Below are 26,609 nucleotides of genomic sequence, written 5' to 3' on the forward strand. Positions count from 1 at the left end.
GTCTTTCTCCATTTATCTTCTTGTTAGGAAATCCATTGAAGGATTAGAAAGAGGACACCTGTTAAGAGAAGGCTACTCATCCACCAGGTGGCTTGGAAATACCATTTCCGTACCTTGTGGTGAAAGAGATGCCCACCTAGAAGAGCTCCAAATCCACCAAGTAACCAGCTCTCGAGCAAGAGGACCTTTTCAGGAATCCGCCATCTGTTTTGGATGGCTTTTCGCTTATCTAAGCCATAGGTCAGAAAGACCATACCATTCCAAAGAGCAATGACCATTAAACAGCGATCTCTCCAAGTCATCTTAGAGATTCCTTATGATAGCTGCTGTCATCTCTGCAGTCGAAGCCTGACCACCTAGATCTCGAGTTAAAATCCCCTGATTCAAGGTTTGATTGACCGCTTCTTCGATCATTTCTGCACCTGCTGTTTCTCCAAAACTGTCTCGGAGCATCATGGCAACGGAGAGGATCATGGAAATCGGATTAGCAATACCTTGGCCAGCAATATCTGGTGCTGAACCATGAATCGGCTCGTACATGCTTGGTCCTTTGTCAGAATGACTGGCAGACGGCATCACGCCTAGTGTTCCAGGAAGGACGCTCGATTCGTCAGATAAGATATCTCCAAATAAATTCTCTGTTACGACGACATCAAAGCGAGCCGGATTGGTGATCATGATCATGGCTGCACTGTCTACAAGCTGGTGCTCTAAGGTCACATCTGGAAATTCTTTGGCAACTTCTTCTGCTACTTGGCGCCACAATTTAGACGTTGCAAGGACATTTTGCTTATCGATACTGGTCACTTTCTTGCTACGTCCTTGCGCAATCTTGAAGGCTTGGCGCATAATCCGACGGATTTCTTCCGCACTGTAATCATTGATATCGCGCGCTGTACTTTCTTTCAAAATATGCTCTCCAAAGTAAATCCCACCTGTCAATTCACGCACAACCACGAAGTCGACACCCTCGATACGCTCTGGTTTCAAAGGAGACAAGTGTTTCAAGGCGTCAAAAATCCGTACAGGGCGAATATTTGCAAAAAGATTTAATTCCTTGCGAATAGCGAGCAGGCCTTGTTCTGGACGAACAGTAGCATGGTCATACTCAGGACTCCCGATGGCTGCGAGAAGAATAGCATCCGCTCCTTTAGCTGCTTCGAGAGTATCTTGGGGAAGTGGGTGGCCAGCGGCATCAATCCCAGCACCCCCAAAAGGTTTGTCTTCTAGGCTATAATCAAAGCCAATTTTTGGAGCAACGGCTGCGAGAAGCTCTAGTCCAGCTGCCATGATCTCAGGGCCAATCCCATCTCCTGCAAGTGTTACAATTTTCTTTGTCATGTTCATTTCCTCTTAGGCTTATGGAAGATCCCGGTAAGAGACAGTTCGTCCCATTTCACCCGCATTCTCTTTTTGAACCAGCGTGTTAGCATTGATATAAGCAATGGCAGAGGCTTTTAATACGTCAAAATCCAAACCAGAGGCATTGAAGATCGTATCTGTATCGACATTTTCCACCGATACCAAGACACGGGCTTGGGCGTCGATCCCATCTGTCACTGCATCGATATTGTATGAGGTCAAGCGAACGGTTTGGTTGAAGAATTTATCAATCGCATTAAAGATGGCTTCAACCGACCCTTGACCATTGGCAAGGAATTCAAGCACTTCCCCTTTTTCATTGCTGAGGCTAACTGCTGCTGTAATCGTTTCGTCTGCGTTGGTTATCAAGCGGAGGTCATTAAATTGGAATCCTTCTGGATTTTCCACTGCAGTACCGGCAACAAGGGCGCGGATATCGGCATCTGTGATTTCGTGTTTCTTGTCTGCCAAAGATTTGAATTTAGCAAACAATGGCTTGATGTCTTCTTCTGTGAATTCCAGTCCCAGCTCATGCAATTTTTCGACAAAGGCATGGCGACCAGACAATTTTCCAAGAGGGAGACTATTGCTCTTGACACCCACCAGCTCAGGGGTGATGATTTCATAGGTAAGCGGGTTTTTAAGGACCCCATCTTGGTGAATCCCAGACTCATGTGAGAAGGCATTGCCACCAACAACCGCTTTGTTTTTAGGAATTGGAATCCCAGAGTAACGAGAAACCAACTCAGAAGTATTGATGGTTTCATTGAGCACAATCGGGCTCTCCACCTGGTAATAGTCTTCGCGAATATTAAGAGCTACCGCTACTTCTTCAAGCGCTGCATTTCCAGCCCGTTCACCGATCCCATTGATGGTCCCTTCGACACGGCGGGCTCCATTTTTGACAGCAGCGAGGCTATTCGCCACTGCCATTCCTAGATCATTATGGCAATGAGGTGAATAGATAATCTCGCGGTCCGTCTTGACATGGTCAATCAAGTATTTGAAAATCGCGCCATACTCTGCTGGTGTCGTGAAACCGACTGTATCAGGAATATTGATGTAGCTAGCCCCTGCGTCGACCGCAGTCTGGACAACTTGCAAGAGGAAATCCAATTCCGTCCGTGTTGCATCTTCTGGTGAGAATTCCACAACCTCAAACTTTGAACGCGCATATGAAACGTGCTCTTTAATGGCTTCAAGAATTTCTTCCTTGCTCTTGTTGAGTTTAAACTCCCGGTGAATAGGACTGGTTGCGATAAAGACGTGAACTTGCGGATACTTGGCATCCTTTAAGGCTTCATAACAAGCATCAATATCTGATTTGACAGAACGAGCTAGGCCAGTTACGGCTGTCTTGGTTAAGACCTTTGCAATTTTTTGTACAGCTGTGAAGGAATCCGGACTAGCTGCAGGAAAACCTGCTTCAATAGCAGAAATACCCCATTTTTCCAATTGTTTGGCAATGGCAATCTTTTCTTTGATAGAGAAATTAACTCCCGGAGTCTGTTCGCCATCCCGAAGGCTGGTATCTAAAAATTCAACTTTACGCATAGGGTCTCCTCATTTCTATGTAGTGGATATAAAGAAAAACATCTCACTCGGTCAACCAAGCGAGATGTTTTTGCCCGCTTGGTAAGCCAAACAGGACTAATGCTTCTGCACTAGCCCTTATACCTCAACAACAAAGCAAATTGAATAAACTTAGCTGTTTTCATGTTTGACTTTCTCCTTTGTTCAATGTCTTGTTTAGTATTTTAGCATAGGGAAAAAACAATGTCAAGAATTTTCTGTAATATTCTGAATTTTTTGAATAGAAACAAAATATCCCCTTTTGCCCTACTTCTTCTGATACAAATCAAAAACGATCTTGTCATTATAGAGATCAATGGTATTGGCCTTGACATAGATTCCAAAGTCATTATCAATTTCCGGTAATACAATGGTGATAGTAGACTCTTTTGGCGAAATCTGGATAAAATCTGGGATATTTTTATTTTTGCTCAAAAGCTGCAAAACCATTTTTTGAGGAATTTGAAAGGTACCGACTGAAAAATCTTTCACTGTTAAGAGAATATTCCCATTTTCCAACTTGGAGGGTTGAAAGTAAATATATAAGGGATAGTCCTTTCCTAAGAGACTCAACTGTCCCTCTAAGAGGATTTGCTGATTATCCGCATAGACCTTGTAGTCGGACAGCTTATATTTTTTCAGAAGCGATTTGATGGTATCATTGAGTTGATCACGAGTCGTTGTCATAGTTCCAACTTTGACATCTTTGGTGCCAGCTACTTGACGAAGCTGGCTAACATCTTCTCTTGGCGTCGCTAAGCGTCCTTGCACGACTAAAGCGAAGGCTAAGAGAAGGCTGACTAAGCCTAAAAACAACCATTTCCAAATATTGATTTTTTGAAGGAAGGGGATCTTCTCTTTTATGGGATTATTTTTGACTCCAAGTTTTCTTCGTGGCATTGATTTTCTCCAATATTGCTTGTTTCATCTTTTCATAGCCCGTATTGTTGGGGTGAAAACTATCCTCTTCATACAGGGCATCATTGATAACGGTTGTCTTCCCGTCACTAATTTCTGACACGCCCATTTTGCCATCAATTCCTTTATATAGCAGATCATTGATAGGAACGAAATAAACCTGATCAAATTGCGCGATGGTTTCTTCCGTCGTCTCATTCCAACAATCTACAGCCGTCTGAATACTGGTTAATTCAGGAAAATTCAGGTAAAGAGGATTGTAGATCCCCACTACATAAATAGGAAGATAGGGATTGTCCTTTCTTGCTTTTGTGATAATTTCTTTGAGGTTAGCTGTATAATTCTTGAGCGGTTTTCGGATATCTGATAGAGAAAAATCACTCAGATGATCGACAACGACTTTGCGTAGATCATTTCCTCCAACCGTTAAGGTCATGACATGCGCCTTCTTGAGATCCTTCTGAAGGTCTGTTTGCTTCTTGAGTCGATCTAAAATCTGAGCACTTGTATTTCCAGCCACACCATAGTTGACAGGCTGGTACTGAACGTCATTTTCATTGGACAGACTTTGGGCAAGAATGGGCACAAAGCCTCCTTGCTTGGTGCTATCTCCTACTCCTTCGGTCAGTGAATCTCCTAGAGCTACATAAGTATAGGTGGTTTCTTTCGCAGCTGTTTTGGGCTTGGTCATACGAGGAGATGCAGTTGGTAGCAAAGCACGAAATAGAAAGACAAAGACAAGAAGGCTGGTTAAAAAGAAAACCAAGCCTTGCATCATTTTTTTAAGATTCATATGAATACGATCGCTTATCCTTGAAAAATCACTTGTCCATCACAGATAGTATAAGCAACTTTCCCTTTTAATGTTTCACCCACAAATGGGGAATTTCCAGCTTTTGAAGCGAAATGATCCGATACCAGACGATCTGCTTCCGGATCAAAGAGGGTCAAATCTGCTGGTCCATCCACAGCAATATAGCCGGCATCAAAATCATAAAGACGTGCTGGATTATAGGCCATCTTTTCTAGCAATTGCATGAGGCTCAAATGTCCTGCATGGACCAAGTAGGTCAAACCAAGAGAAAGTGAGGTTTCAAGCCCGGTCATTCCAGATGGTGCCTTGGTAATATCAGGAACATTCTTCTCATCAGCATGGTGAGGCGCGTGATCCGTCGCAATCACGGAGATGACGCCTGACTTCAAGCCTTCAATCACTGCTAGACGATCTGATTCCAAGCGAAGAGGTGGGTTCATCTTGGCATTGCTTCCCTTGGTCAAGAGCAAACTTTCTGTTTTTGAAAAGTGTTGAGGTGCCACTTCTGCCGTCACATGAGCTCCTAATCCTTGGGCAAATTCCACAACCTTGACACTTTCTTCCTTGGAAAGGTGTTGGATATGGAGGTGAGCACCTGTCGCATGAGCAATCATGGCATCCCGCGCTGCCATTGAGTATTCAGCTACACCCGTCGCCCCACAAACATGGAAATGTTCCTTGGCAATGTTTTCATTCAACCCAAGAATGCCATTCAACTCAGGGTCTTCTTCATGCAGACTAATAAAGGTTCCTAGACGCTTAGCTTCTTCCAAGGCTTGGCGGACAACCTTGGTGCTTTGAAGGGGAATTCCATCATCTGAAAATCCTACCGCACCAGCCTTGAGCAGGCCTTCAAAATCTGTCAAGTTTTGACCGTCAAAATTCTTGGTCACCGTCGCAACTGTATGAATGTGGAGATTTTCCTTGGCTGCAGAAGCTAAGACTTCCTCTAAGGTAGGAATATCTGAAATGGTCGGATTGGTATTGGCCATCATGACCACTCGAGTAAAACCACCCGCAGCTGCTGCTAAAGCACCCGTATGGATATCTTCTTTATGGGTTTGGCCAGGTTCACGAAAATGCACGTGCACATCGATCAAACCAGGAGCTACCACTAAACCTGAGGCATCAAGGACCTCTTGTCCATCCGTTGGGAGATTTTCAGCGATCTCTACAATTTTCTTTCCTTCGATGCGAAGGTCACAGACTTGATCCAAACCAGTCTTTGGATCCATGACACGACCATTTTTAATGACAACCATTGCATTCTCCTTTATTCATAAAAATCGACATGGGTCTCTAGCAAGCGATCCCCATCATAGCGAAACATTGCTGAAAAGAAGGGTTTATCTTCCAACAACCACTCGACAAAGGTGTGGTCCCCCTCCCAGGTTGGTTTTGAGAGGACTTGATCGTAAGGTACCCACTCCAGTGTCCCTTCATTACACTCGATGAGATCCCCTTCAAACTCAGTTACCTTGAAGACATAGGTATACCAATCCAGATCAGGTGTAAATTCAGGGAAGGTAATGATCCCTTTCAAGACTGGCTTTGCTCTAAGGCCCGTCTCCTCAAAAATCTCACGCGCAGCACACTCCTGTGGGGTTTCCCCGCGTTCTAATTTTCCACCAACCCCGATCCATTTACCTTCATGGACATCATTGGGCTTTTTATTGCGATGCAACATGAGAAATTCTTTCCCATTGTCGATATAACAAATTGTTGCTAATTGTGGCATTTCTTTCTCCTATCTTAACCAATCAATCGGCTCGCGTCCCGCCTCTTTCAAAAATTGATTGGTTTTTGAAAAGGGTTGCGAACCAAAGAATCCTCGGTAGGCCGATAAGGGACTTGGGTGAGCTGATTCAAGGATCAAATGTCGATCGTTGGTAATCAAAGGTTTTTTCTTACGGGCATAAGATCCCCAGAGGATAAAGACAACTGGCTCCCCCAACCCATTGACTACCTTGATCACAGCATCTGTGAACGGCTCCCAAATTTGACCCGCATGGCCATTAGCCTGACCAGCAGGAACCGTCAAGCAGGCATTGAGCAAGAGCACTCCTTGCTCTGCCCAAGAGGTCAGATCATGGGACCGCTTCTCTCCGATATCTGAGCGCAATTCTTTGAGAATATTTTGCAAAGAAGGGGGGGCTGGGACATGATCCGGCACAGAAAAACTTAAGCCCTGTGCTTGATCCGGTCCATGGTAGGGATCTTGGCCTAAGATCAAGACCTTGACCTGATCCATATCTGTCGTCTGCAAGGCCTTAAAGACCTTGTCACGAGGTGGATAAACCATCCCTTTGCTATAGACCTCATTCATAAAGTCATTAATCTGATGAAAATACCCTTCCGGAAGATGGGATTTGATGGCTTCATGCCAGGGGGAATGTTGCATGGAAACTCTCCGCTATCCAATAAATTCTTACCTCTCATTATACCACATTTGACACAGATCCACTGAATAAAAAAGAGGCTGGACCATTTTATCCAACCTCTGGTTCTGCCTGTTAAATAAGCGAGAGTTTTTAGGTATTTTCTTTCTTGGTAAATCCTGCTAGACCGATTGAAGCCACTAGCAAAATTTGTGGCAAGAATTGGATGAGATAGCGGGTCTTCCCACCTTCAAAGATGGTTAAGAAGAGCAAGCCACCAAAGACCGCTAAGGAAAGGAAGTTAAAGGCATCTGTATCTCGACGTTTGAGATAAGCCCCAACCAAGCCAGCTGACAAGACGATCCAGATCAACTGTTTCACAAATTCATAATACTTGTACTGTGGGCGATCCGTGCTGAGGAAATAGGTTCGCACCCATTTAGCCAGACTGCTATTTTTGGTGAGTGGCGCATAGAGAGGATTAATATAAGGTGTCTTCTCATACTCTACATCTCGGTAAAGCCAACCTAGGGTCCCTTCTGCTACCGTCAAGGACTGCTTGTAGTAGATATGACCGATCAAACCGAAAGGTCCATACTCCTTGAGACGGCGCTTAATTTCTTTGATCACATTCTCTTTCTTAAAGAGACCATTGTTGTAGTCCGAGCGTTTATCCTTATCGATATAAGCTAGCAAGCCCTCTTTCATATCTTCTTGGTTATGGCCCATATCTGTCAAGCCCAGATTGATAAACAAGAGTGGTCCTTTGGCCAGCCCTTCTTGTTTCAAGATTGGTACAACTGTTTGATGATTGACCGCTGTATTCAATCCTGCAAAGACAAAGCCCGTCATCATCACTGTCACCGTAGCAATCTTGCCAAAGGCCTTCCAGTTTCCTCTAAAGAAGAGGACAGCCCAAAAGGCAATCATGATAATAATCGTCGTTGGACGGATCAACATGGTCACGCCAGATAAAATCCCTAAACCAAACATCTTCTTCCAAGAGACCCCTGCTTGGTCTTCCTTTAAGAGATCCAAGGCCCACCACAATTGAAGAGCGATCAAAGGAAGCGGAGGAATGTCTGTATACATGGAATAGAAATAAGGCGAGTAACAGATCAAGCTGACATAAAAGAGATAAACTAGATCAGCTGTTTTCTGATTGAAATGCTTCTGAGACAGCTTGTACAAGAGGACGGCACCCAAATTGACATAGAGTATATTGAGAGCCTGCATAACCCACAAACCGCTAGAACCGAATAAAACATAGAAAAACTTTTCATAGAGAAAGAGCGGAATGTTATTGGGATTGCGACTGAGGTAGTTGGTGATGGAAGATTGTTTAAGAAGATCAAATGCCCCTTTGAAAACAACTGCAGCATCCCGACGGATCAAAAGCTCAGCACAAATCATAAAGATTAACTGACAGATGATCGCGCCAAGCAAGAAGCCTTTTTTGTGCCGGGTCAACCAAGCAATGGCTCTTTTTACCCCATCGCGTTTCAACCAGGCCAGCAGAAATAGCAATCCAGCACCTAAAATGGCTAACCATGAAATCTCTCTCAGATAGGTCACACTGATCAAGAACCAGTGGACCATCACTAGCAACATGACAACATGAAGCATCCCAAATAGAATACGTTTACTTTTCGATAACATAGGTCCATTATATCAAAAAAACAGCATTTCTGCTGTTTTGGACTGATACGAAATCTTTTAGGCTGAGGAATTATCTTTGTTATTTACGATCTTCCTTGAAATCAAACTCTATTTCCCGAGGCTCTGTGAATTCGAGTCCTCTAAAAAATAAGATCACAATTAAACATAAAATCAAGGCCAAAAACAAGCCAAAATGTTGTTCCTGTCACTAACGTTTTTATAACCATTCACACAGACTAGCTACATCCAAACTCCCTAAAAAGACTTCTTACTCGTCTCTTTTCAACCAATTCTCCTTTTGTGCTTTCTCTGCTAAATCTCTTGCTTCATCGATATCCAATGAATTTGAATCAGAGGAAATGTTGGAGTCAATATCTTCTTCCAATTCTTGTAAGATTTGAACATCTTTAGGTGTCAAATCGAAACTGTAGGGTCTGCTTTTGGTAGAGGACGATAGAACACGAAAAAAACCAATAATTACAATCAAAAGAGCTGTAACGGATACCAAAAAACCTTTCTGAAGATCTTCCACAGGTATTTTAGAATCTTTAGTGGATAATTCCTTCCACTCTGGATGTGCTTCCTCAACTTCTTTTTTACCATTGAAAACAGGATAAATCAAGGCTTGGTTCATCAAGGTCAGTGCTCCCAAGCACATTAGTAAATATGGAATATGACGCGATTTACTAATGATCACTAAAATTCCTCCTGTAATAGCGATCAAGCTGATGATGATATTAACAGTAAACTAAACTCTCGCCTGCTTTTTCATTTCCAAATACTTTTCTTTTGTCATGTTCTTCTCCCTTAAAATCGCTTATATCGTAAATCTATTAAAACAATTACTACTATCATACCGGATTTTACTTTGGGTTTCAAGTTAACCACCAACTAGTGAAAAGAGTATAAAAAAGAAGCGTTAGAAACGCTTCAGTTATATTATTTGTCTTGCCAAGTTTCTTGGTTTTCTTTGAAACGACGCAACAGTTCCAAACCTTCAGAAGTAATGTAGCCCTGTTCTTCAGCCAAATGGATCAATTCTGTGTAGTTTGATAAGGTTTCAAGTTGAACGCCAGCTTCCGCAAATTTCTTATCTGCCTTCTCTAATTGGTAAGTGAAGATAGCTACCACACCAAGGACGTCTGCTCCTTCACGTTTCGCAGCTGCAACAGCTTCCAAAACAGAACCACCAGTAGAAATCAAATCTTCAACCACCACCATCTTTTGACCTTGTGGCACACGGCCTTCGATTTGGTTTCCGGCACCATGATCTTTTGGTTTACTACGGATGTAAGCAAAAGGAAGGTTCATCTTGTCGGCAATAATGGCTCCATGAGGAATCCCCGCAGTTGCTGTCCCCGCAATGACTTCTACTTCAGGGAAAGCTTCCTTGATTTTATTCACGAATCCATTCTCAATCAAGGTACGAGTTTCTGGATAAGCAAGGGTCACGCGGTTATCCGTATAAATAGGGGACTTGATCCCTGAAGCCCAAGTAAAAGGCTCCTCCGGTTTCAAATAAACGGCTTCAATTTTTAGAAGATGGCTGGCAATATCTTTAGCTAATGACATGATAACTCCTTTTTACGATTTTAATCATATACGAATTAAATCAACAAATGATTTAAACAACAACATTACAGGTTAGTGACTAAGTTAGAGAAGGTCCTATAGGACTTCCAGTAGAACTACAAAAGTTCCACTTTTATTAGCGATTAGTATTTCCGACGATTAGAAGAAAGGAACTATATTTTTCTTTCTTCTAATCTAGTGAATGCGTTAGGGAAGGTCCCATAGGACTTCTCGTAGAGCTACAAAAATTCCACTTTTAGTAGCGATTGGTATTCCGACGATTTAGAGGATAAAACGATTATTTTGATCCTCTAAATCTAGTGAATGCGTTAGGGAAGGTCCCATAGGACTTCCCGTAGAGCTACAAAAGTTTCACTTTTAGTAGCTCTTACGCATTCCACTGTCTCTTAATTTCATGGTAAGCGTCCCATGGGTTTTCTGCTTGAATAATTGGGCGTCCAACAACAATATAGTCCGATCCAATTTTATGGGCTTCTTGTGGCGTCATAACCCGTTTTTGGTCGCCGATTTCAGCTCCAGCAGGACGAATCCCTGGTGTGACACAGACAAAGTCTGATGAAGTGGCATCTTTGATCAAGGCTACTTCATGGGCTGAACAGACCACGCCGTCCAAGCCAGCTTCTTGGGCCTTGCGAGCATAATTAACGACTGATTCTTGGACTGTTGTTTGAATGTTTTGGCAATCACGCATGTCTTCTTCACTGGTCGAAGTCAACTGGGTTACGGCTACCAACTTAGCTCCTTCACCAAGAGCTGCTTTGGCTTCACGCATCATCTCTACACCACCAGCTGCGTGAACCGTCACCATATCCACTCCGAAAGTGCCCAATACAGACATAGCTGATTTGACTGTATTTGGGATATCGTGCAATTTTAAATCAAGGAAGATACTGTGTCCAAGCCCTTTTAGGTAGTGTACAATTTCAGGACCAACTGCATAGAAAAATTCCATTCCGATTTTTACAAATAATTTTTCGTCTTCTGGAAAATGCTCTAAAAAGTGTTTGACATCCTCGAAAGCTGGGAAGTCAAGGGCAATAATAGGACGTTCTTCACGCATGGTTTTCTCCTTTTGATGGGTGACATTTTTTCCACAAAAAAACCTTGCCCGAGGCAAGGTTACACGAAAATTAGGTAGTATCTACCCTGATTCACCGTCTAGACCTTAGGAGCCTCTCTGGACTGCTTTAAAGGTTTTTATTTATTGTAGTACGATATTTGGGAAAAGTCAAGGATTTACAGTAGATTTTCCCGTACATGTTTCCGAAAATTCTCAAGCGTGTCAATGCCGTTTCGATCCATGACCTGTGTCAGCTCTTGGATAATGGTTGGACAAGCATAAGGATCGGTAAAATTGGCCGTTCCGACCCCAATCGCTGAAGCACCAGCAATCATCATTTCAATGGCTGCTTCTGCTGAATCGACACCTCCCATTCCAATAATGGGCAGGCTAGTGGATTGGGCTACTTGGCGGATGAGTTTCAAGGCTACTGGGAAGATAGCTGGTCCTGACATCCCTCCCGTACCATTTGCAATGATCGGTTTGCCGGTCTTGAGGTCGAAGCGCATCCCGACCAAAGTGTTAATCATGGTCAAACCACTCGCTCCTGCATCTTCAGCAGCCTTGGCTACTTGGGTAATATCAGCCACACTAGGAGTCAACTTAACATAGACAGGGACGGAGGAAGCATCTACCGCCGCTTTCACAGCCGCATAGGCTAACTCGGGAACCTGCCCGATTAAGAGGCCGTTGTTGCCATGGTCTACGTTTGGACAAGAGATATTGAGTTCAATCGCTTTGACATTTGGTGCTTGCGAGATTTTTCTAGAAACCGTCGCATACTCTTCATTGGAGAAGCCAGCAACATTGGCGATAATCGGTAGCTCTGGATAATGCTGGGCCAACCAAGGGAGTTTCTCTGCTAGGACAACGTCTACGCCTGGATTTTGGAGACCAATGGCATTAAGCATGCCTGCAGGAGTCTCAGCAACACGTGGTGTCGGATTTCCAAAGCGAGCCTCAGCTGTCGTCGCCTTGATCATAATGGATCCAAGAAGATCTAAATCATAGTATTTGGCGTATTCTTGGCCAAACCCAAAACAGCCAGAAGCTGGAATAATGGGATTTTTCAAGTCTAATCCTGGTAAGGATACAGCTAATCGATTGCTTGTCATACTTTCCTCCCTACATCACAATTGTACCAGTTTCAAAGACCGGTCCGTCTTCACACACGCGCTTATTGGCAGCTTGGCTTGCATTTTCCAGATGCACCACGCAGGCATAGCAAGCCCCCATTCCACAAGCCATGCGGGATTCCATGGAAATGTAAGCACGAGGGTGATTATAGAACTTGCTGTTGACATATTTGAGCATGCCAGGGGCTCCACAGGAATAAACTGCATCGATATCCTCATTGAGTGTCTCCACTACAGTTGACACATTCCCTTGGATTCCATAAGATCCATCGTCGGTTGTCACTGTGACTTGCCCATACTGCTTCAATTCTTCCTCAAGGATAACTGCTTCTTTAGTAGCAAATCCCAGGACAGAATGGACTTCTACTCCTTGCTCATGTAGTTGTTTAGCCACTTGGACCAAGGGAGGAACTCCAATCCCGCCACCGATGATCAAAGCACGCGCCCCTTGACCAAGACCTTTTAGATCAAAGCCATTTCCTTGAGGGCCCATGACACTGAGGAAGCTACCGACAGGCAAGTGAGAAAAGATGGCCGTTCCGCCTCCTTCTACCCGATAGATGAGGCGACAGGTCTGGATGTCTAGATCAATCTCTGAGATAGAAATGGGACGGCGAAGGAGCTTGGAGTCATCCGGTACGCGGATATGGAGAAACTGCCCCGGCAACATCTGTTCCACCATTTCCCCCTTCAAGACCATTGAAAAAATCCGTGGCGCAATCTCTTCTTGAGCGATTAACTCCATGTCTTCCATCATGATTTTTCCAAACCGTTTCTTACAACTGTCACTGACCATTGGTTTCCTCTTCTTTCTTCCAGCAAAAAAGACCTCGCAAAAGCAAGGTCCCACAAATGATCAGCTAGACTCCGTCTGCTGAACTTTTTTCTGTCTTTCCTTGCAGGCCTCTCTGGACCTCTTAAAGGTTAAATTTGTCTCATTATATCGCGCTACTTGATGCTTGTCAAGTAAAATCAGTAACTCAGGAAGCTTTACAGGGGTCAAAATCTTCTGGGATCGGTTTGATGTATTGCATGGCTATTCGGTTCTCGGGCTTGCGATCGACTAGATAAAGAACTAGTAAAAAGATCCATTCCAAGGGTTTCATTAGGTAGTAAATCAGGTCCATAGCCCATTTCTTCTTGATATGTTTAGCAAAGGGATAGCCATAGCGGTCATAATTGCGACGTAAGAAGCGATGGAAACGTGGCATCTTTTCTTCCAGTACTTGCTCAAAAGCATTGGCAATACAAAGCTGGCGATTGACAACCACAGGATGACCATGCCGGACTCCCATCCGCTGGGGCTTGACCACCTTTTCATGACCACCTGCCGCAACCGTACAGAGATAATGCTCATCTATGATGAGATTCTGAGGAGGGATCTTTTGTGAAAAGGCCCAGTCTGCTGTATTGGTCCAGGCCTTGATCATGGAATCGGGTTGCTGGCCAAAGAGCATGAGAATGAGGACGACGAGAACCAGCGTCGGAAGGGCAAGCAGAACCGCTAGCCAAGGCCAGTTACGTGACTTGTTTAAGAGCTGATGGAAATACTGAAGCAGACGATTCTCATAGGTGATCTCTGTTCGATCTTCTTGCCACTCCTTGATACGAACCCACAAGAGATTAATGGAATAGATCAGTAAGAAAAAGGTGTGAAAACTTGCTACCTGCAGCTGTTGATCAAAAACTAAGAGGAGAACCACTCCTCCCAGAATGCCACTAATACAGAAGATATTAGCTAATGGAGAGAGGGAATTAGCATCCCGATAGGAATAGATGATCAAGGCTAGCAAGGTGAGAGCTGCAAAGGTGAAGAAGGTTGGATAGGCACCCGACCAGATCAGGGCGTGCTTCTGAGAATTAATCAGGCGTTCACTCCAATTGTAAAAGGTCATATCTTTCACGATGAAAATGAAAATCGCTTCGAGAAAGCAACCAAAGAGACCAAACCAAAGAACGATTGTTGGCTGTTTCTTTTTCTTTTTGACAGGCTCAGGACTCTGTGATTCAGTTGTGAATGCGTCTTCTTCTATTATCTCTTCTCCCTTCACTAGCACTCTATCTTCAAACAGATCCGGATCTTTGAGAGCATCTTCCTCTGCTTCTTTGAACTGGATGCTGGACCACCGACCGATCCCATAGATGATGACAAAAATATTGGGTACAAAAAGGGCTAAGGTCACACCAAAGGGCAAAACCTCCATCGTAAAGGACACTATAGCAAGAAAACTAAATTGAATGAATGAATCCGATATTGCGTAGAGCGACTGACTAATGACAAAATAGATGTAAAAGGCCAATAGCATCAACGCATTGGTCACAAAATTGATCTGTAAGAGTCCAGCTGTGAAATGAGTCTCCATTTCTTTATCCTTTTTCTTATACCAGGAAACGAGTTTTTTCATAAGATCTCCTCAATCCTTTTTTACCATTCTATCAATCAAATCTCTCCTTGAGCAAGGCAAAACTGTATTCTTCCTTAAAAATCAGTCCCCAGATGGAGATTTTCTTTCAAATCTTCTATTTTTTTAACGATTTGATCTAGCCTACTTCTGATTACTTACTTCAGCCCGTGTTACTCTCTTATACAATCCTTGAAATATCCAAATTTTACGGGAAAAACGTGCTTTTTTATGTTAAAATAAAAGCATGAGAATACAACAATTACAATACATTATCAAAATCGTCGAAACCGGCTCTATGAATGAGGCCGCAAAACAACTCTTCATCACGCAACCCAGTCTCTCCAATGCCGTCAAGGACTTGGAAAATGAGATGGGAATTGAAATCTTTATCCGGAATCCCAAAGGGATCACTCTAACTCGTGATGGGATGGAGTTTCTTTCTTATGCCCGCCAGGTGATCGAGCAGATCGACCTCTTATCCGAGCGCTATAAAAATCCTGTAGGCTCTCGTGAACTCTTTAGTGTCTCTTCACAGCACTATGCCTTCGTCGTTGAGGCCTTCGTTTCTCTCCTCAAGAAAAGTGACATGGAAAAATACGAGCTTTTCTTACGGGAGACGCGGACTTGGGAGATCATCGATGACGTGAAGAATTTCCGAAGCGAGGTTGGCGTGCTCTTTTTGAATAGCTACAACCGGGATGTCCTCTCTAAGATGCTAGATGATAATCACCTGATTGCCACCCACCTCTTTACAGCGCAGCCTCATATCTTTGTCAGCAAGACCAATCCCCTGGCCAAGAAGGAGATCGTCCACCTGTCTGATCTGGAAGATTTCCCATACCTTAGCTATGACCAAGGAACTCACAACTCTTTCTACTTCTCAGAAGAGATCCTCTCTCAAGAACACCATAAGAAATCCATCGTCGTCAGTGACCGGGCTACCCTATTTAATCTCTTGATTGGTCTGGATGGCTACACCATTGCGACCGGGATCCTCAACAGCAATCTCAATGGCGATAACATCGTCTCTATTCCTCTTGATATCGAAGACCCGATCGAGCTGGTCTATATCAAACATGAAAAAACAGCTCTCTCAAAAATGGGAGAAAAATTCATCGAGTACTTGCTTGAGGAAGTGAAGTTTGATAAGTAAAAAATATCTGAGTGATCCATGTTCACTCAGATATATTTTATTGTCTTAATTGTGAAAATACTTCCCCGATCTTTCCTTCAATAACCAGGTCTGCTTGCTTGTCTTGTGGGATACTGGTTTTATTGATGACAACCAGCTTCTTCCCATGGAAATACTGGATCAGGCTGGCTGCTGGGTAGACCACAAGGGAGGTCCCGCCGATAATGAGAAGATCAGCTGCCTGGATGGCTTGGGCTGCTTGGCTAAAGACCTCCATATCGAGAGGCTCCTCGTAAAGAGTCACATCTGGTTTAACGACCTTGCCACAGTCTCGGCAATGTGGAACCGGGCCTTCTAAAGCTAGAAAGGCCTCTAAATCATAGAAACGACGGCAACCAGTACAGTAATTACGGTCGGCACTACCATGGAGCTTCAAGACATTTTTAGAGCCGGCCATCTCATGGAGACTATCGATATTTTGTGTCACGACTGCTTTGAGTTTGCCAGTTTCTTCCAGCCAAGCCAGATAGCGATGAGCTGCATTGGGCTTGGCATCTGGATAGAGCAGGTACTTCTTATAGAAGTCGAAAAAGTCCTCTGGATAGCACTCAAACATGGTATGTGAGACCAATTGCTCGGCTGTCAAATGCCGTCCTACCCGAACACTATAGACACCATCTGAGCTTCGAAAATCCGGAATATTTGACTCCGTTGAAACTCCTGCCCCACCAAAAAAAACAATCCGTTGACTCTGATCAATCATCTCCTGTAGTTGAGCTATCTTATCCATTTACTTCTCCTTTAGTAGCTCTTCCATGACAGCATTGGCCTGATCAAAATAAAAGGTAACTTGATTATAATGAATGCCTGTGTAGCTCGCAAGGTCAATCAAATTCTTCATAAAATCCTGAGAAGAGAAACCCGTCGTCCGATGGAGCTCTTCCTCATCAAAGGGCTTGATCAAATGGGCCAAGGGGTTGCGAACTGATTTTTCTAACTCCCGCAATTGTTGGGCTGCAACTTTGACGCGATCAGGCAAGTCCAACTGGACAATCAACTCCGTTAAACTGGATGAATTGACCACACTTTCGCTGTGGAATTGCTGCAGGATAGAGTTGTCCGACGCATGCAGACTCTCAAACTTCCAACGGTCATAACTGGATTCTTTGGAGTTATGGATATAGTTGGTAATATCAGGAATTTTCAACTGAATCAATCGCATAAAGATCCGATAGATGGCTGGGCTAACGGCACGAACAAAGTCGATAATCTGTTCATTTCGCAACTTCGCTTCGAGATCATAAAGGTAGTTGGCCAACTGTTCATCTTCTGGATCTTCATGCCAAAAAAGCTGAAAACCAGTCGCTTCTAGCAACTCGGTTCTCAACTTTTGATTCATGACGGGTTGGATATTGAGCTCTCGACGCTCCGCCATTAACTGAAGTAAGTTCACCAACAAATCCGGTACTTCTTCCTGCTGCTTGATAGAGCGCAGAGCCCGGCTGTAGTGATAATTTTGGAGATCATAGAGCCATTCATCATGAAGGAATTTTGCCATTAGTCTGTAATCAAGGTCTCAAGACCAACTTTCATCATGTCTGTGAACGTATTTTGGCGTTCTTCAGCGGTTGTATCCTCATCTGGATTAACCAAACTGTCTGAAATCGTCATGATAGCCAGCGCATCGACATGGTGTTGGGCAGCAAGATAGTAAAGAGCTGCTGCTTCCATTTCCACAGCTTTTACGCCCCATTTACCAAGCTCGATGTTCTTTTCACCATAGTTTGAATAGAAAACGTCTGATGACAAGACATTTCCGACGTGAGTACTCATACCAAGGTCTTTGGCAATGTGGTAAGCCTTGTCTAAAAGATCAAAGCTAGCGATTTGTGGGAAATCGTATTGAGGCCAGTCGTTACGGATGATGTTTGAGTTGGTTGCAGCAGCTTGTGCCAAGACCAATTCACGGACGTGAACATCCTCATTCAAAGATCCAGCCGTTCCCACACGGATCAATTTCTTCACACCGTAGTCGACGATCAACTCACGCGCATAAATAGAGATTGAGGGCATCCCCATACCTGTTCCCATGACAGAAACACGGTGACCCTTGTAAGTTCCAGTGTAACCAAACATGTTACGCACTTCGTTAAAGCAAACAGCGTCTTCTAAAAAGTTCTCAGCAATAAATTTCGCACGAAGAGGATCCCCAGGAAGGAGAATTTTATCAGCAATTTCACCCTGCTTAGCAGCAATATGGATAGACATAATTTAAGATACCAAGGGCGTTAAAGAGGCAAAGTAAAAATAGGAAATCCGACAAAGATGCTCCGCATCTAGGAGGATTTATCTTTTTTACACAGCCTCTAGCCCGGGTTCAATTCAAACCCGAACTGCCCTTCCTTTCATTTTTTTATTTAGAAAAGCTTTCCGCTCGTGTTCAAACTAGAACACATGCTCTACCTCTCTATAAGATACCAAGCCCGTAAAAAGCAAAGTGAAAATAGGGGATTGTCGCGGCAAGTACTGGACTTGCAAGACAATCGATCTTTTTCACACAGCTTTTAGGGCGGGGTCAATTTAATATTGTTTTGAAAGTCATGGCTTGCCCGGGTTCAATTTCAAACCCGAACTAGCCTTCCTTTCATTTTTTATTTTGTTAATGAATCCAAAAATGCGTACAATTTGGCATTCATTTCATGATAATCGTAAGCTCGAATGGCTTCAGGCTTCTCGACAAATGGCAATTTTTGACTTTGGGCTTCCAAAACAGCTTCACCATCTGCAGCAATTAAGAGATCAACTGCCTCTGGATCAAATTCCAAGTGGGCTTGGAAGGCATAGTGCTTAGGACTGAAGCGTACAATCTGCCGTGGACAACCTTGACTGATCGCGAGGACAACTGCATCCTCTGTCAAGCCCGGCATATCGCCATGCCAGTGTCCTGAATCAAAGCTTGGACCAAATAAGCCGACATGCGGATCGGCTAATCCTTCAGGTGTTAGATCCACCGGATGAACACCAATCTCTCGTTCTGGACTATGTTCATACTCTGCGCCATAAGCAACAGACAGGAGCTGCGCACCAAGACAGACACCAACGATGTAGCAATCCGCTTTCATGGCTTTTTGAATTAGTTCAATCTCAGCTTGCGGATCATAGTATGGGAAGGTTGCGCGATCCTCATCTGGCGATTGTGGTCCCCCCATGACAATCAAAAAATCGATCTCATCCACTGTCTCGGGCAGAGTTTCTCGCTCGTAGACCTTGGTCATTGTCACCTGATGACCACGCTCCTGCGCCCACTTGAGATAGGCACCAGGTACTTCAAAAGTTTCGTGCAAGACAAAATGCACTCTCATCATTTATTCTCCCATCTATTTTGAATCATATAGGACACACCAGCAGATAGTGCCAGCGGTAGAATCAAGGACCAGCTCTGTCCTGTAAAACCAAGACTTAAAGCAATGGCAGTCATGGGAGCTTGTAAGGTCGTCCCTAAAAAGACGGTCGCTCCAAGCAACATTCCTAGAGCAGGATCTAGATGAACGCCAACTGCAGAAAGAATCATGGTCACCAAATAACCAGATCCAATTCCTAAGGCAAATGAAGGCGTCAAGGTTCCCCCATAGGCCCCATTACGCAAGAGGAGATAGACCAGGAGACCCTTCACGGCCAAGATCAAGACTAGATTCGAAAATGGCTGACCTGATAGGACAGCTTGAGCTAGAACCTGGCCATTCCCCATAAAAATTGGGTAAAAGGTCACAATGCCAGCTAGCACCATAAATGCTAAGGGCAGAGCCCAAAGAATTGTTCCATCCTTCCGCCGTTTACGACTAGCCCGTTTGGCTAGATACCGAAAGGCAAGAGCCAACGGAGTAACCAATAGAGCCACTAAGACAGCCTGGAAGAAACTACTTGCTGACCAATGAACTAGCGCCATGCGATACATAGCAGCATGTCCAACGATTGGCTGGGCCACCCAAGTCGCCACATACGTACTAGACAAGACTAGCAAGACATTTTTCCAGTGATAGGCCAACCCTAAGGTCTCAAAGACAAACAAGCTACTGGCAAAGGGAACCTGATAGACCGCAGCTAAGCCAGCACCAGCTCCGCAAGCAATCAATACTCTTCGCTCTTTGATCGTCAAGGACAAGGATTTGCCCAAACGACCAGCCAGAAGAGCCCCAACCTCACGTGGGGCTCCTTCTTTTCCGACCGAAGCGCCGGCTCCGACAATCGCAACCTGCATAGTCGCATGAAGGAGATGGGCTAGGGGCGCAGGATCTCTATCTCCAACCAGGTCAATTTGCTTGCGAATAGACAGGATCTTATGGCGTCTCTGCAGAATATACCAGAAACCTGCTGCCAAGACCCCTGTCACACCTAGGACAAGGAATCTACGGAAACCTCCAGCGTGATTAAATTGCTGAAGCAAGTCCCCCTTATCTTGACCAAAGGCCAGTTCTTGCACACCTTCTAGTAGATAATGACAGGCAATTCCGACCAGACCCGTCCCTATTCCCAATGATAGAGTGGCTAGAAGCAACCTCAGTCCGTAAGGCAGGCTTTGGAGTCGTGTTTTCATGGTCTTACAATTCAGCCAGAATTGCTTTAAGCAAGCCTTTGAAGTCGTCTTTGACGCGCTCCGTCACTTCCACTACTTCTTCGTGGTTAAGCTCTTCTTGGAAACCAGCCGCAAAGTTGGTAATACATGAAATACCAAGAACCTTCAGGCCAGAGTGAGCCGCAATAATGACTTCAGGAACAGTTGACATACCGACAGCATCGGCACCAAGAGTCTTATACGCACGGATTTCAGCTGGAGTTTCATAAGTAGGACCTGTCACACCAATATAAACTCCATCATCCAATTTGATGCCAAGCTTGTCAGCCACTTTGTGGGCGATTTCGCGGTAAGCTGGAGTGTAAGCTTTCGACATATCAGGGAAACGTGGACCAAAGTCATCCAAGTTTTCACCGATCAATGGGTTTTGACCAGTCATGTTGATGTGGTCAGTAATAGCCATCAAAGTACCAGGACCGAAGCCGATACCTCCAGCAGCGTTGGTGACAAGCACTCCTTCACAACCCAAAACTTTCATGACACGAACTGGGAAAGTCACCACTTCCAATGGGTTTCCTTCGTAGAAGTGGAAACGACCTTGAAGAGCCAAGACTTTACGTCCAGCAAGATCACCATAAACCAATTTACCAGCGTGTCCGACTACTGTGGATTGACCCCAGTTTGGAATGTCAGAGTAGTCTACTACGACTGCATTTTCAATTTCTTCAGCCAATTCTCCAAGACCTGATCCAAGGATCAAACCGAACTCAGGTGCTTCGATTCCTTTGCCCTTCAAAAATGCTGCTGTTTCATTGATTTTTGCTAACAATGTCATTGTGTATCTCCTTTTATTTCTTAAGTAATCTACCAATTTTGTCAAAGGTGTTAACGTTTCGAATAGTGATCTGACGATAGAAAGGCATCTTCATCAGATGTTTGTGGTAGGCAGTTTTAGCGTAGCTTGCTTCTGAGAATTTGCCCCAGAAAACCGCTGTTTTTCCAAGGTGAAGCACTTCATCGCCTAGCTTCAAAGCAAGCAATTTCTCTTCTAGGAATTCCCTATCCAAGCCCTCGGTGTAAAAGAGCACATCCTTACGAGCCATCTCTTCTGTCCACCATTGCGGGAGGTTTGCACATTCTGCTTCATATTCTTCTCGACTCAGGAGAGAAAAGCGTTCAATAAAGGGATAGTGATTCTCAAAGAAGGTCGACAGGCACTCTACTAACTGAGATCGAGAAAGACCTGTTGTAAAGAAGATATTGCCACTGTTGATGTAGGTTTCCACTTGTTCCAATCCCAGCTCCATCAATTCTTGACGAAGTTGAGCCATGACCACTTTGTTTTTGCCGCCAACATTGATTCCTCTTACGAGGAGAGCAAAGCGCATCATCTTAGACCAATTTATCTAAGAAGCTTTCTCCGATCATGGCTTTCTCAACACCAAAGTTTTCCGCCACAGTAGCTGAGATATCCGCAAAGTGGCCAACCGGAATCACGCCATTGCCTTTAAAAGATGGGCTATAAGCCAAGAATGGGATGTATTCACGCGTATGGTCAGTACCAGCGTAGGTTGGGTCGTTACCATGGTCAGCCGTAATCATCAAGAGATCGTCTTCACGCATGGCTGCGATGATTTCTGGCAAACGCTCATCGAACTCATGCAAGCAATCGCGGTAGCCGTGCGCATTGCGACGGTGTCCGTATAGAGCATCAAAGTCTACCAAGTTGGTAAATGAGAAGCCTTCTTGGAACTCAGGAAGTCCCATGGTCTTAATCAAAGTATCCATACCGTGGCTATTTGATTTGTTGTGGCCCATATCGTGGTTGATACCAGCACCGTTGAAGATATCGTTGATCTTACCAACTGCATAGGTATCGATACCAGCTTCGTTCAACTTGTCCAAAACAGTTGGCGCAAATGGTGATACAGCCAAGTCACGACGGTTGGCCGTACGTGTGAAGTTTCCTGGTTCTCCAACATAAGGACGAGCAATGATCCGACCAAGAAGAGCCGGACGTTCCAAAGTGATGGAACGAGCATATTCGCAGATACGGTACAACTCATCCAAAGGAATGATGTCTTCGTGAGCTGCGATTTGAAGCACAGGGTCTGCTGATGTATAGATAATCAACTCGCCTGTTTCCATTTGGCGTGGTCCGAAGTCATCGATAACTGCTGTACCAGAATAAGGTTTGTTGGCTTCACGGATGACCTTACGACCTGAGAATTCTTCGATTTTTGTCAAGATTTCTTCAGGGAATCCATTCCAGAAAGTATCAAACGGTTCTGTAATATTAAGACCCATGATTTCCCAGTGACCTGTCATGGTATCTTTACCAAGAGAGACTTCTTCTAACTTCGTAGCGTAACCAGTTGGATTGCTCTCAGCTGGAACAGTCTTCAAGGCTTGTTCACGCGGAATATTTCCAAGACCGATTTTCGCCATGTTTGGCACATTCAAACCGACGGATTTAGAGATGTGTCCAAGTGTGTCAGATGCTCCATCTGGAACTCCTGCATTGACAAAGTTATTGGCATCTGGTGCAGCACCGATCCCAACTGAATCCAGCACAACTAAGTGCATGCGTTTAAATTTTGACATATACTGCCTCTTTCCTTTATTAAACTAGCTATATTATACCATATCCCTATAAGAAGAGAGCCGTTGTTTGATCCGGCTCCTCTTTAGAGAAACCTATTTTTCGATGATGACAGGACCATCTGGTGTCCCTACAATCACTTTTGAAATCATATTCAAGAACAAACCGTGCTCTACAACGCCTACGGTGTGATCTAGTTCATTAGCCAAAGCTTCCGTATCCTTGATCACCTTGAGATCCAAGTCGATGATAAAGTTGCCTTGGTCAGTGACAAAGCGTTGATCTTCCGCAAGACGGAAGGCAGGATGGTAGCCTTTTTGCTCAAAGTGACGGAAGAGATTTTCAGCCCCGTATTGCACTACTTCCACTGGAAGTTTGAAAGCCCCAAGGGTTGCGACTTGTTTGGATTCATCCACAATCCAAATGCAGTCTTTTGAATTGGTTGCGACGATCTTCTCCATGAGGAGAGCCCCGCCGCCACCTTTGATCCCGTTTAATTGAGGATCCACTTCATCTGCGCCATCTACTGTCACATCGACCACTTCGACATCGTCGATGGCCTTGAGCGGGATGCCTAAACTTTCAGCCTGATCATAGGTCACACTTGACGTCGTGACAGCTGTGATTTTCAAGCCTTCTTCTTTGATGCGACGACCCAATTCAGCCACAAAATAATAAGCAGTTGACCCTGTACCGAGACCGACAATCATGCCGTCTTTGACAAACTCAGCCGCTTTAATTCCTACCTGTTCTTTTAGGTTTACCATCATAGACCTCCTTTTATATTCTCTTACAGTATAGCATATTCTGTAAGAGATTTCACTAATTAATTGAAAACCTTTCCAGCTTTTAGTTCTAAAAGCAAAACCTTGCCCGTCTGCGGACTTTACGATAGAATAGAGATGAATCTACAGGAAAAGAGAAATGACATGATTACTAAAGAATTTGATACCATCGCTGCCATCTCGACTCCTCTCGGTGAGGGGGCTATCGGGATTGTCCGCTTGAGCGGGACAGACAGCTTTGCGATTGCGCAAAAGATCTTCAAAGGAAAAGACTTGACCAGCGTGGCTAGCCATACCCTCAACTACGGCCACATTGTGGATCCAGATAAGGACGAGATTCTCGACGAAGTCATGGTTGGAGCCATGCGCTCGCCTAAGACCTTCACCCGAGAAGACATCATCGAGATCAATACCCACGGCGGGATTGCAGTGACCAATGAAATCCTGCAGTTGGTCATCCGTGAGGGAGCTCGTCTAGCTGAGCCTGGTGAATTTACCAAGCGGGCCTTCCTCAACGGTCGGGTCGATTTGACCCAGGCGGAGGCCGTCATGGATATTATCCGTGCCAAGACCGACAAGGCTATGAATATTGCCGTCAAACAGTTGGACGGATCCCTATCTGATCTGATTAACAATACCCGTCAAGAGATCCTCAATACTCTGGCTCAAGTCGAAGTCAACATCGACTATCCTGAGTACGACGATGTCGAGGAAGCTACCACTGAGATCATTCGTGAAAAGACCACTGAGTTTGAAGCCCTCTTGACCAATCTCCTCAAGACAGCTCGCCGTGGAAAGATCCTGCGTGAAGGGATCTCTACTGCTATCATCGGTCGACCAAACGTCGGCAAGTCTAGCCTTCTGAACAACCTTCTGCGCGAAGAAAAAGCCATTGTGACCGATATCGAAGGGACAACCCGGGACGTCATCGAGGAATACGTCAACATTAACGGCGTTCCCCTCAAGTTGGTCGATACGGCTGGGATTCGTGAGACTGAAGACATCGTTGAGCAGATCGGTGTTGAACGTTCGAAAAAAGCCCTCAAGGAAGCTGATCTGGTCCTCCTGGTCCTCAATGCTAGTGAGCCCTTGACCGATCAAGATCGCCAGTTACTTGAAATTTCTCAAGATAACAACCGCATCATCCTCCTCAACAAGGTCGATCTCCCAGAGAAGATCGAAATCGACCAACTGCCGGAAGATCATATCAAGATCTCTGTCCTTAAAAATCAAAACATTGACCAAATCGAAGACCGCATCAACGCCCTCTTCTTTGAAAATGCAGGTCTGGTCGAGCAAGATGCGACTTATCTCTCAAATGCCCGTCACATCTCTCTGATCGAGAAAGCTGTTGAAGCCCTGCAAGCTGTCAACGAAGGCTTGGCTCTCGGTATGCCGGTTGACCTGCTTCAAGTCGACCTCACCCGCACCTGGGAAATCCTCGGAGAAATCACTGGGGATGCTGCGCCAGATGAGCTCATTACCCAGCTCTTCAGCCAGTTCTGTCTTGGTAAATAAATCTATTTTAAGATCATATACTCTTAGAGACTTTCCTTAGGTGAGTACGGACGTCAGCGAACTTCGAAGAAGTTCCATGACTTAGTTTTGAATCTAACGTTTCAAAACTCCCGAGTGCTTGAAAGAACAATGTTTCAAGCGCTTTTCTCACGGCGGAAAGTCTCAAATATATCTTCCAAAATAGAGTTACGTTTACAGCTATCGTATCACTCGGTTTATACAAAAGTAGAAAAACAATGTGTCCAAAATAACAAAAATGCGTATGTGTGCAAACATACGCATTTTTGGTTTATTTTCCTTGTTCTAATCGCTCGACAGTTTGATAAGCTAGGTAGATCAGGAAGAGACCAGTAGCATTCAAGACTGGAATCGCAATCGGCAACTCGGTCACAATTTGTGAGAAAGGTGAATTTCCAACAAAATGGAGTCCAAACCCAGCTACTAAATAGCCCCAGCCTGCTAGAGCTAGATCCTTGCGTCCTCTGCTAGCTTGGACAATCAAGAAGAGCCCCAGCATGACAAGTCCTGTGTAGACCCAGTGAGACATGGGCGCATTGGCTACACGACCGAGAATCCCTGACACCGTGTAAGAGAAACCTTCCGGCAGATCCTGACGAATATAGGCAAAGTCCTCCACGATCTGGAAGCCAAGACCAGACGCAATGGCTAAAAGGAAGATGGACTTGATACGACGGACACTAAACAAATAGAGGACAAAGAAGATTGGAATCAACTTAAAAGGTTCCTCAAATAGTGGAGCAGCAATGGCACTCTCGTACTGGTTCCAAAATTCGCTATTTGGAGCGATGGCTTGGATCATCTCATGAAAATAGGTATTGGCAAAGCTAGACAACCAGCCAGCCACAAAGCCCCCTCCTAGCAGAGAAAAGAGAACCGGTACCCAAGACAACTTCCACTTCTTGGCAAAATGAAAGAGGGCCCAGACAGCAGGAATCGCATAGACCAGGAGGATCAGGGTAGAAAGACCCACAATCCCGTACTGGCTACCAGACATCCAGCCTTCCGTCAGTGATTGGGTCTCATAGGCCAGCCCAATCGCTAGCAAGAGTAAATAGAGAAACAAAATCGATTTGCGTTTCAT

At 44.6% G+C, this 26,609-nt stretch carries 27 protein-coding genes; 2 read left to right on the forward strand and 25 right to left on the reverse strand.

Annotated elements, in window-relative coordinates; all coding sequences use genetic code 11:
* Positions 1-23 precede the first annotated feature (23 nt).
* The 15 genes from ACVC7Q_RS02560 to ACVC7Q_RS02630 all read right to left on the reverse strand — a co-directional run bounded on the left by ACVC7Q_RS02560 (position 24) and on the right by ACVC7Q_RS02630 (position 14,897).
* The gene (locus tag ACVC7Q_RS02560) at positions 24-302 is read right to left on the reverse strand and encodes a DUF1294 domain-containing protein (protein WP_447264716.1); all 279 of its coding nucleotides are present in this window, start codon (positions 300-302) and stop codon (positions 24-26) included.
* A 1-nt stretch (position 303) separates the two neighbouring features.
* Positions 304-1,341, reverse strand: coding sequence for a 3-isopropylmalate dehydrogenase (gene leuB, locus ACVC7Q_RS02565; protein ID WP_447264717.1), 1,038 nt, complete (start codon positions 1,339-1,341; stop codon positions 304-306).
* 18 nt (positions 1,342-1,359) lie between these two features.
* Positions 1,360-2,916: a 2-isopropylmalate synthase gene (locus ACVC7Q_RS02570; RefSeq protein ID WP_447264718.1), complete on the reverse strand. Its 1,557-nt coding sequence runs from the start codon at positions 2,914-2,916 to the stop codon at positions 1,360-1,362.
* 285 nt (positions 2,917-3,201) lie between these two features.
* Positions 3,202-3,834 carry a YpmS family protein gene (locus ACVC7Q_RS02575; RefSeq protein WP_447264719.1) on the reverse strand — a complete coding sequence of 211 codons (633 nt, stop codon included), beginning with the start codon at positions 3,832-3,834 and terminating at the stop codon, positions 3,202-3,204.
* A complete protein-coding gene (locus tag ACVC7Q_RS02580) occupies positions 3,803-4,645 on the reverse strand; it encodes an SGNH/GDSL hydrolase family protein (RefSeq protein WP_447264720.1) in 843 nt (280 codons plus the stop codon). Before ACVC7Q_RS02580 ends, ACVC7Q_RS02575 begins: the two co-directional genes overlap by 32 nt.
* Positions 4,646-4,659: 14 nt before the next feature.
* Positions 4,660-5,928: a dihydroorotase gene (locus tag ACVC7Q_RS02585; RefSeq protein WP_447264721.1), complete on the reverse strand. Its 1,269-nt coding sequence runs from the start codon at positions 5,926-5,928 to the stop codon at positions 4,660-4,662.
* 11 nt (positions 5,929-5,939) lie between these two features.
* A complete protein-coding gene (locus ACVC7Q_RS02590; RefSeq protein ID WP_298620210.1) occupies positions 5,940-6,404 on the reverse strand; it encodes an NUDIX hydrolase in 465 nt (154 codons plus the stop codon).
* Positions 6,405-6,413: 9 nt separating this feature from the next.
* A complete protein-coding gene (locus ACVC7Q_RS02595; RefSeq protein ID WP_447264722.1) occupies positions 6,414-7,067 on the reverse strand; it encodes a uracil-DNA glycosylase in 654 nt (217 codons plus the stop codon).
* Positions 7,068-7,197: 130 nt separating this feature from the next.
* The gene (locus ACVC7Q_RS02600) at positions 7,198-8,703 is read right to left on the reverse strand and encodes a glycosyltransferase family 39 protein (RefSeq protein ID WP_447264723.1); all 1,506 of its coding nucleotides are present in this window, start codon (positions 8,701-8,703) and stop codon (positions 7,198-7,200) included.
* Between the two features lie 268 nt (positions 8,704-8,971).
* Positions 8,972-9,400: a hypothetical protein gene (locus ACVC7Q_RS02605; protein WP_447264724.1), complete on the reverse strand. Its 429-nt coding sequence runs from the start codon at positions 9,398-9,400 to the stop codon at positions 8,972-8,974.
* A gap of 242 nt (positions 9,401-9,642) precedes the next feature.
* A complete protein-coding gene (gene pyrE / locus ACVC7Q_RS02610) occupies positions 9,643-10,275 on the reverse strand; it encodes an orotate phosphoribosyltransferase (protein ID WP_447264725.1) in 633 nt (210 codons plus the stop codon).
* Positions 10,276-10,663: 388 nt separating this feature from the next.
* On the reverse strand, positions 10,664-11,356 hold the full coding sequence (gene pyrF, locus ACVC7Q_RS02615; protein ID WP_003003278.1) for an orotidine-5'-phosphate decarboxylase: 693 nt from the start codon (positions 11,354-11,356) through the stop codon (positions 10,664-10,666).
* Between the two features lie 176 nt (positions 11,357-11,532).
* Positions 11,533-12,471, reverse strand: a complete 939-nt coding sequence (locus ACVC7Q_RS02620; RefSeq protein WP_447264726.1) for a dihydroorotate dehydrogenase — start codon at positions 12,469-12,471, stop codon at positions 11,533-11,535.
* A 10-nt stretch (positions 12,472-12,481) separates the two neighbouring features.
* The gene (locus ACVC7Q_RS02625) at positions 12,482-13,288 is read right to left on the reverse strand and encodes a dihydroorotate dehydrogenase electron transfer subunit (protein WP_447264727.1); all 807 of its coding nucleotides are present in this window, start codon (positions 13,286-13,288) and stop codon (positions 12,482-12,484) included.
* 184 nt (positions 13,289-13,472) lie between these two features.
* Entirely contained in the window at positions 13,473-14,897 is a 1,425-nt protein-coding gene (locus ACVC7Q_RS02630; protein WP_447264728.1) for a DUF6688 domain-containing protein, read from the reverse strand.
* 244 nt (positions 14,898-15,141) lie between these two features.
* Between ACVC7Q_RS02630 and ACVC7Q_RS02635 the strand changes: the two genes are divergently transcribed.
* On the forward strand, positions 15,142-16,050 hold the full coding sequence (locus ACVC7Q_RS02635; RefSeq protein ID WP_414348169.1) for a LysR family transcriptional regulator: 909 nt from the start codon (positions 15,142-15,144) through the stop codon (positions 16,048-16,050).
* Between the two features lie 37 nt (positions 16,051-16,087).
* Here ACVC7Q_RS02635 and ACVC7Q_RS02640 read toward each other — a convergent pair whose 3' ends face one another.
* The 9 genes from ACVC7Q_RS02640 to rpiA all read right to left on the reverse strand — a co-directional run bounded on the left by ACVC7Q_RS02640 (position 16,088) and on the right by rpiA (position 23,971).
* Entirely contained in the window at positions 16,088-16,819 is a 732-nt protein-coding gene (locus ACVC7Q_RS02640) for an NAD-dependent protein deacylase (protein ID WP_447264729.1), read from the reverse strand.
* Entirely contained in the window at positions 16,820-17,587 is a 768-nt protein-coding gene (locus ACVC7Q_RS02645) for a hypothetical protein (protein ID WP_447264730.1), read from the reverse strand.
* Complete coding sequence (deoD, locus tag ACVC7Q_RS02650) at positions 17,587-18,297, reverse strand: purine-nucleoside phosphorylase (protein ID WP_447264731.1); 711 nt, start codon at positions 18,295-18,297, stop codon at positions 17,587-17,589. Before deoD ends, ACVC7Q_RS02645 begins: the two co-directional genes overlap by 1 nt.
* Positions 18,298-18,680: 383 nt before the next feature.
* Positions 18,681-19,394, reverse strand: a complete 714-nt coding sequence (locus tag ACVC7Q_RS02655) for a glutamine amidotransferase-related protein (protein ID WP_447264732.1) — start codon at positions 19,392-19,394, stop codon at positions 18,681-18,683.
* A complete protein-coding gene (locus tag ACVC7Q_RS02660; protein ID WP_447264733.1) occupies positions 19,391-20,623 on the reverse strand; it encodes a chloride channel protein in 1,233 nt (410 codons plus the stop codon). Before ACVC7Q_RS02660 ends, ACVC7Q_RS02655 begins: the two co-directional genes overlap by 4 nt.
* A 4-nt stretch (positions 20,624-20,627) precedes the next feature.
* The gene (locus ACVC7Q_RS02665; protein WP_447264734.1) at positions 20,628-21,437 is read right to left on the reverse strand and encodes a purine-nucleoside phosphorylase; all 810 of its coding nucleotides are present in this window, start codon (positions 21,435-21,437) and stop codon (positions 20,628-20,630) included.
* Between the two features lie 13 nt (positions 21,438-21,450).
* Positions 21,451-21,993 carry a DUF1697 domain-containing protein gene (locus ACVC7Q_RS02670; RefSeq protein ID WP_447264735.1) on the reverse strand — a complete coding sequence of 181 codons (543 nt, stop codon included), beginning with the start codon at positions 21,991-21,993 and terminating at the stop codon, positions 21,451-21,453.
* A gap of 1 nt (position 21,994) precedes the next feature.
* Positions 21,995-23,206 carry a phosphopentomutase gene (locus tag ACVC7Q_RS02675; RefSeq protein ID WP_447264736.1) on the reverse strand — a complete coding sequence of 404 codons (1,212 nt, stop codon included), beginning with the start codon at positions 23,204-23,206 and terminating at the stop codon, positions 21,995-21,997.
* A 93-nt stretch (positions 23,207-23,299) separates the two neighbouring features.
* Complete coding sequence (rpiA, locus tag ACVC7Q_RS02680) at positions 23,300-23,971, reverse strand: ribose-5-phosphate isomerase RpiA (RefSeq protein WP_118228234.1); 672 nt, start codon at positions 23,969-23,971, stop codon at positions 23,300-23,302.
* A gap of 162 nt (positions 23,972-24,133) precedes the next feature.
* On the opposite strand from rpiA, the gene mnmE reads away from it, so the two are divergent.
* The gene (mnmE, locus tag ACVC7Q_RS02685) at positions 24,134-25,507 is read left to right on the forward strand and encodes a tRNA uridine-5-carboxymethylaminomethyl(34) synthesis GTPase MnmE (protein ID WP_447264737.1); all 1,374 of its coding nucleotides are present in this window, start codon (positions 24,134-24,136) and stop codon (positions 25,505-25,507) included.
* A 289-nt stretch (positions 25,508-25,796) separates the two neighbouring features.
* Here mnmE and ACVC7Q_RS02690 read toward each other — a convergent pair whose 3' ends face one another.
* Positions 25,797-26,609 carry a PrsW family glutamic-type intramembrane protease gene (locus ACVC7Q_RS02690; protein WP_447264738.1) on the reverse strand — a complete coding sequence of 271 codons (813 nt, stop codon included), beginning with the start codon at positions 26,607-26,609 and terminating at the stop codon, positions 25,797-25,799.

It is taken from the genome of Streptococcus sp. W151, from assembly GCF_053010205.1.

Coding starts and splice junctions, on each gene's coding strand:
- ACVC7Q_RS02590 (WP_298620210.1), bottom strand. CDS start 6,404: ATGCCACAATTAGCAACAATTTGTTATATCGACAATGGGAAAGAATTT.
- ACVC7Q_RS02660 (WP_447264733.1), bottom strand. CDS start 20,623: ATGAAAACACGACTCCAAAGCCTGCCTTACGGACTGAGGTTGCTTCTA.
- ACVC7Q_RS02625 (WP_447264727.1), bottom strand. CDS start 13,288: ATGGTCAGTGACAGTTGTAAGAAACGGTTTGGAAAAATCATGATGGAA.
- ACVC7Q_RS02655 (WP_447264732.1), bottom strand. CDS start 19,394: ATGATGAGAGTGCATTTTGTCTTGCACGAAACTTTTGAAGTACCTGGT.
- ACVC7Q_RS02670 (WP_447264735.1), bottom strand. CDS start 21,993: ATGATGCGCTTTGCTCTCCTCGTAAGAGGAATCAATGTTGGCGGCAAA.
- ACVC7Q_RS02645 (WP_447264730.1), bottom strand. CDS start 17,587: ATGGCAAAATTCCTTCATGATGAATGGCTCTATGATCTCCAAAATTAT.
- ACVC7Q_RS02665 (WP_447264734.1), bottom strand. CDS start 21,437: ATGACATTGTTAGCAAAAATCAATGAAACAGCAGCATTTTTGAAGGGC.
- pyrE (WP_447264725.1), bottom strand. CDS start 10,275: ATGTCATTAGCTAAAGATATTGCCAGCCATCTTCTAAAAATTGAAGCC.
- pyrF (WP_003003278.1), bottom strand. CDS start 11,356: ATGCGTGAAGAACGTCCTATTATTGCCCTTGACTTCCCAGCTTTCGAG.
- ACVC7Q_RS02640 (WP_447264729.1), bottom strand. CDS start 16,819: ATGGATAAGATAGCTCAACTACAGGAGATGATTGATCAGAGTCAACGG.
- ACVC7Q_RS02630 (WP_447264728.1), bottom strand. CDS start 14,897: ATGAAAAAACTCGTTTCCTGGTATAAGAAAAAGGATAAAGAAATGGAG.
- ACVC7Q_RS02620 (WP_447264726.1), bottom strand. CDS start 12,471: ATGACAAGCAATCGATTAGCTGTATCCTTACCAGGATTAGACTTGAAA.
- rpiA (WP_118228234.1), bottom strand. CDS start 23,971: ATGGTAAACCTAAAAGAACAGGTAGGAATTAAAGCGGCTGAGTTTGTC.
- ACVC7Q_RS02585 (WP_447264721.1), bottom strand. CDS start 5,928: ATGGTTGTCATTAAAAATGGTCGTGTCATGGATCCAAAGACTGGTTTG.
- deoD (WP_447264731.1), bottom strand. CDS start 18,297: ATGTCTATCCATATTGCTGCTAAGCAGGGTGAAATTGCTGATAAAATT.
- leuB (WP_447264717.1), bottom strand. CDS start 1,341: ATGACAAAGAAAATTGTAACACTTGCAGGAGATGGGATTGGCCCTGAG.
- mnmE (WP_447264737.1), top strand. CDS start 24,134: ATGATTACTAAAGAATTTGATACCATCGCTGCCATCTCGACTCCTCTC.
- ACVC7Q_RS02635 (WP_414348169.1), top strand. CDS start 15,142: ATGAGAATACAACAATTACAATACATTATCAAAATCGTCGAAACCGGC.
- ACVC7Q_RS02595 (WP_447264722.1), bottom strand. CDS start 7,067: ATGCAACATTCCCCCTGGCATGAAGCCATCAAATCCCATCTTCCGGAA.
- ACVC7Q_RS02690 (WP_447264738.1), bottom strand. CDS start 26,609: ATGAAACGCAAATCGATTTTGTTTCTCTATTTACTCTTGCTAGCGATT.
- ACVC7Q_RS02575 (WP_447264719.1), bottom strand. CDS start 3,834: ATGCCACGAAGAAAACTTGGAGTCAAAAATAATCCCATAAAAGAGAAG.
- ACVC7Q_RS02675 (WP_447264736.1), bottom strand. CDS start 23,206: ATGTCAAAATTTAAACGCATGCACTTAGTTGTGCTGGATTCAGTTGGG.
- ACVC7Q_RS02600 (WP_447264723.1), bottom strand. CDS start 8,703: ATGTTATCGAAAAGTAAACGTATTCTATTTGGGATGCTTCATGTTGTC.
- ACVC7Q_RS02560 (WP_447264716.1), bottom strand. CDS start 302: ATGACTTGGAGAGATCGCTGTTTAATGGTCATTGCTCTTTGGAATGGT.
- ACVC7Q_RS02570 (WP_447264718.1), bottom strand. CDS start 2,916: ATGCGTAAAGTTGAATTTTTAGATACCAGCCTTCGGGATGGCGAACAG.
- ACVC7Q_RS02580 (WP_447264720.1), bottom strand. CDS start 4,645: ATGAATCTTAAAAAAATGATGCAAGGCTTGGTTTTCTTTTTAACCAGC.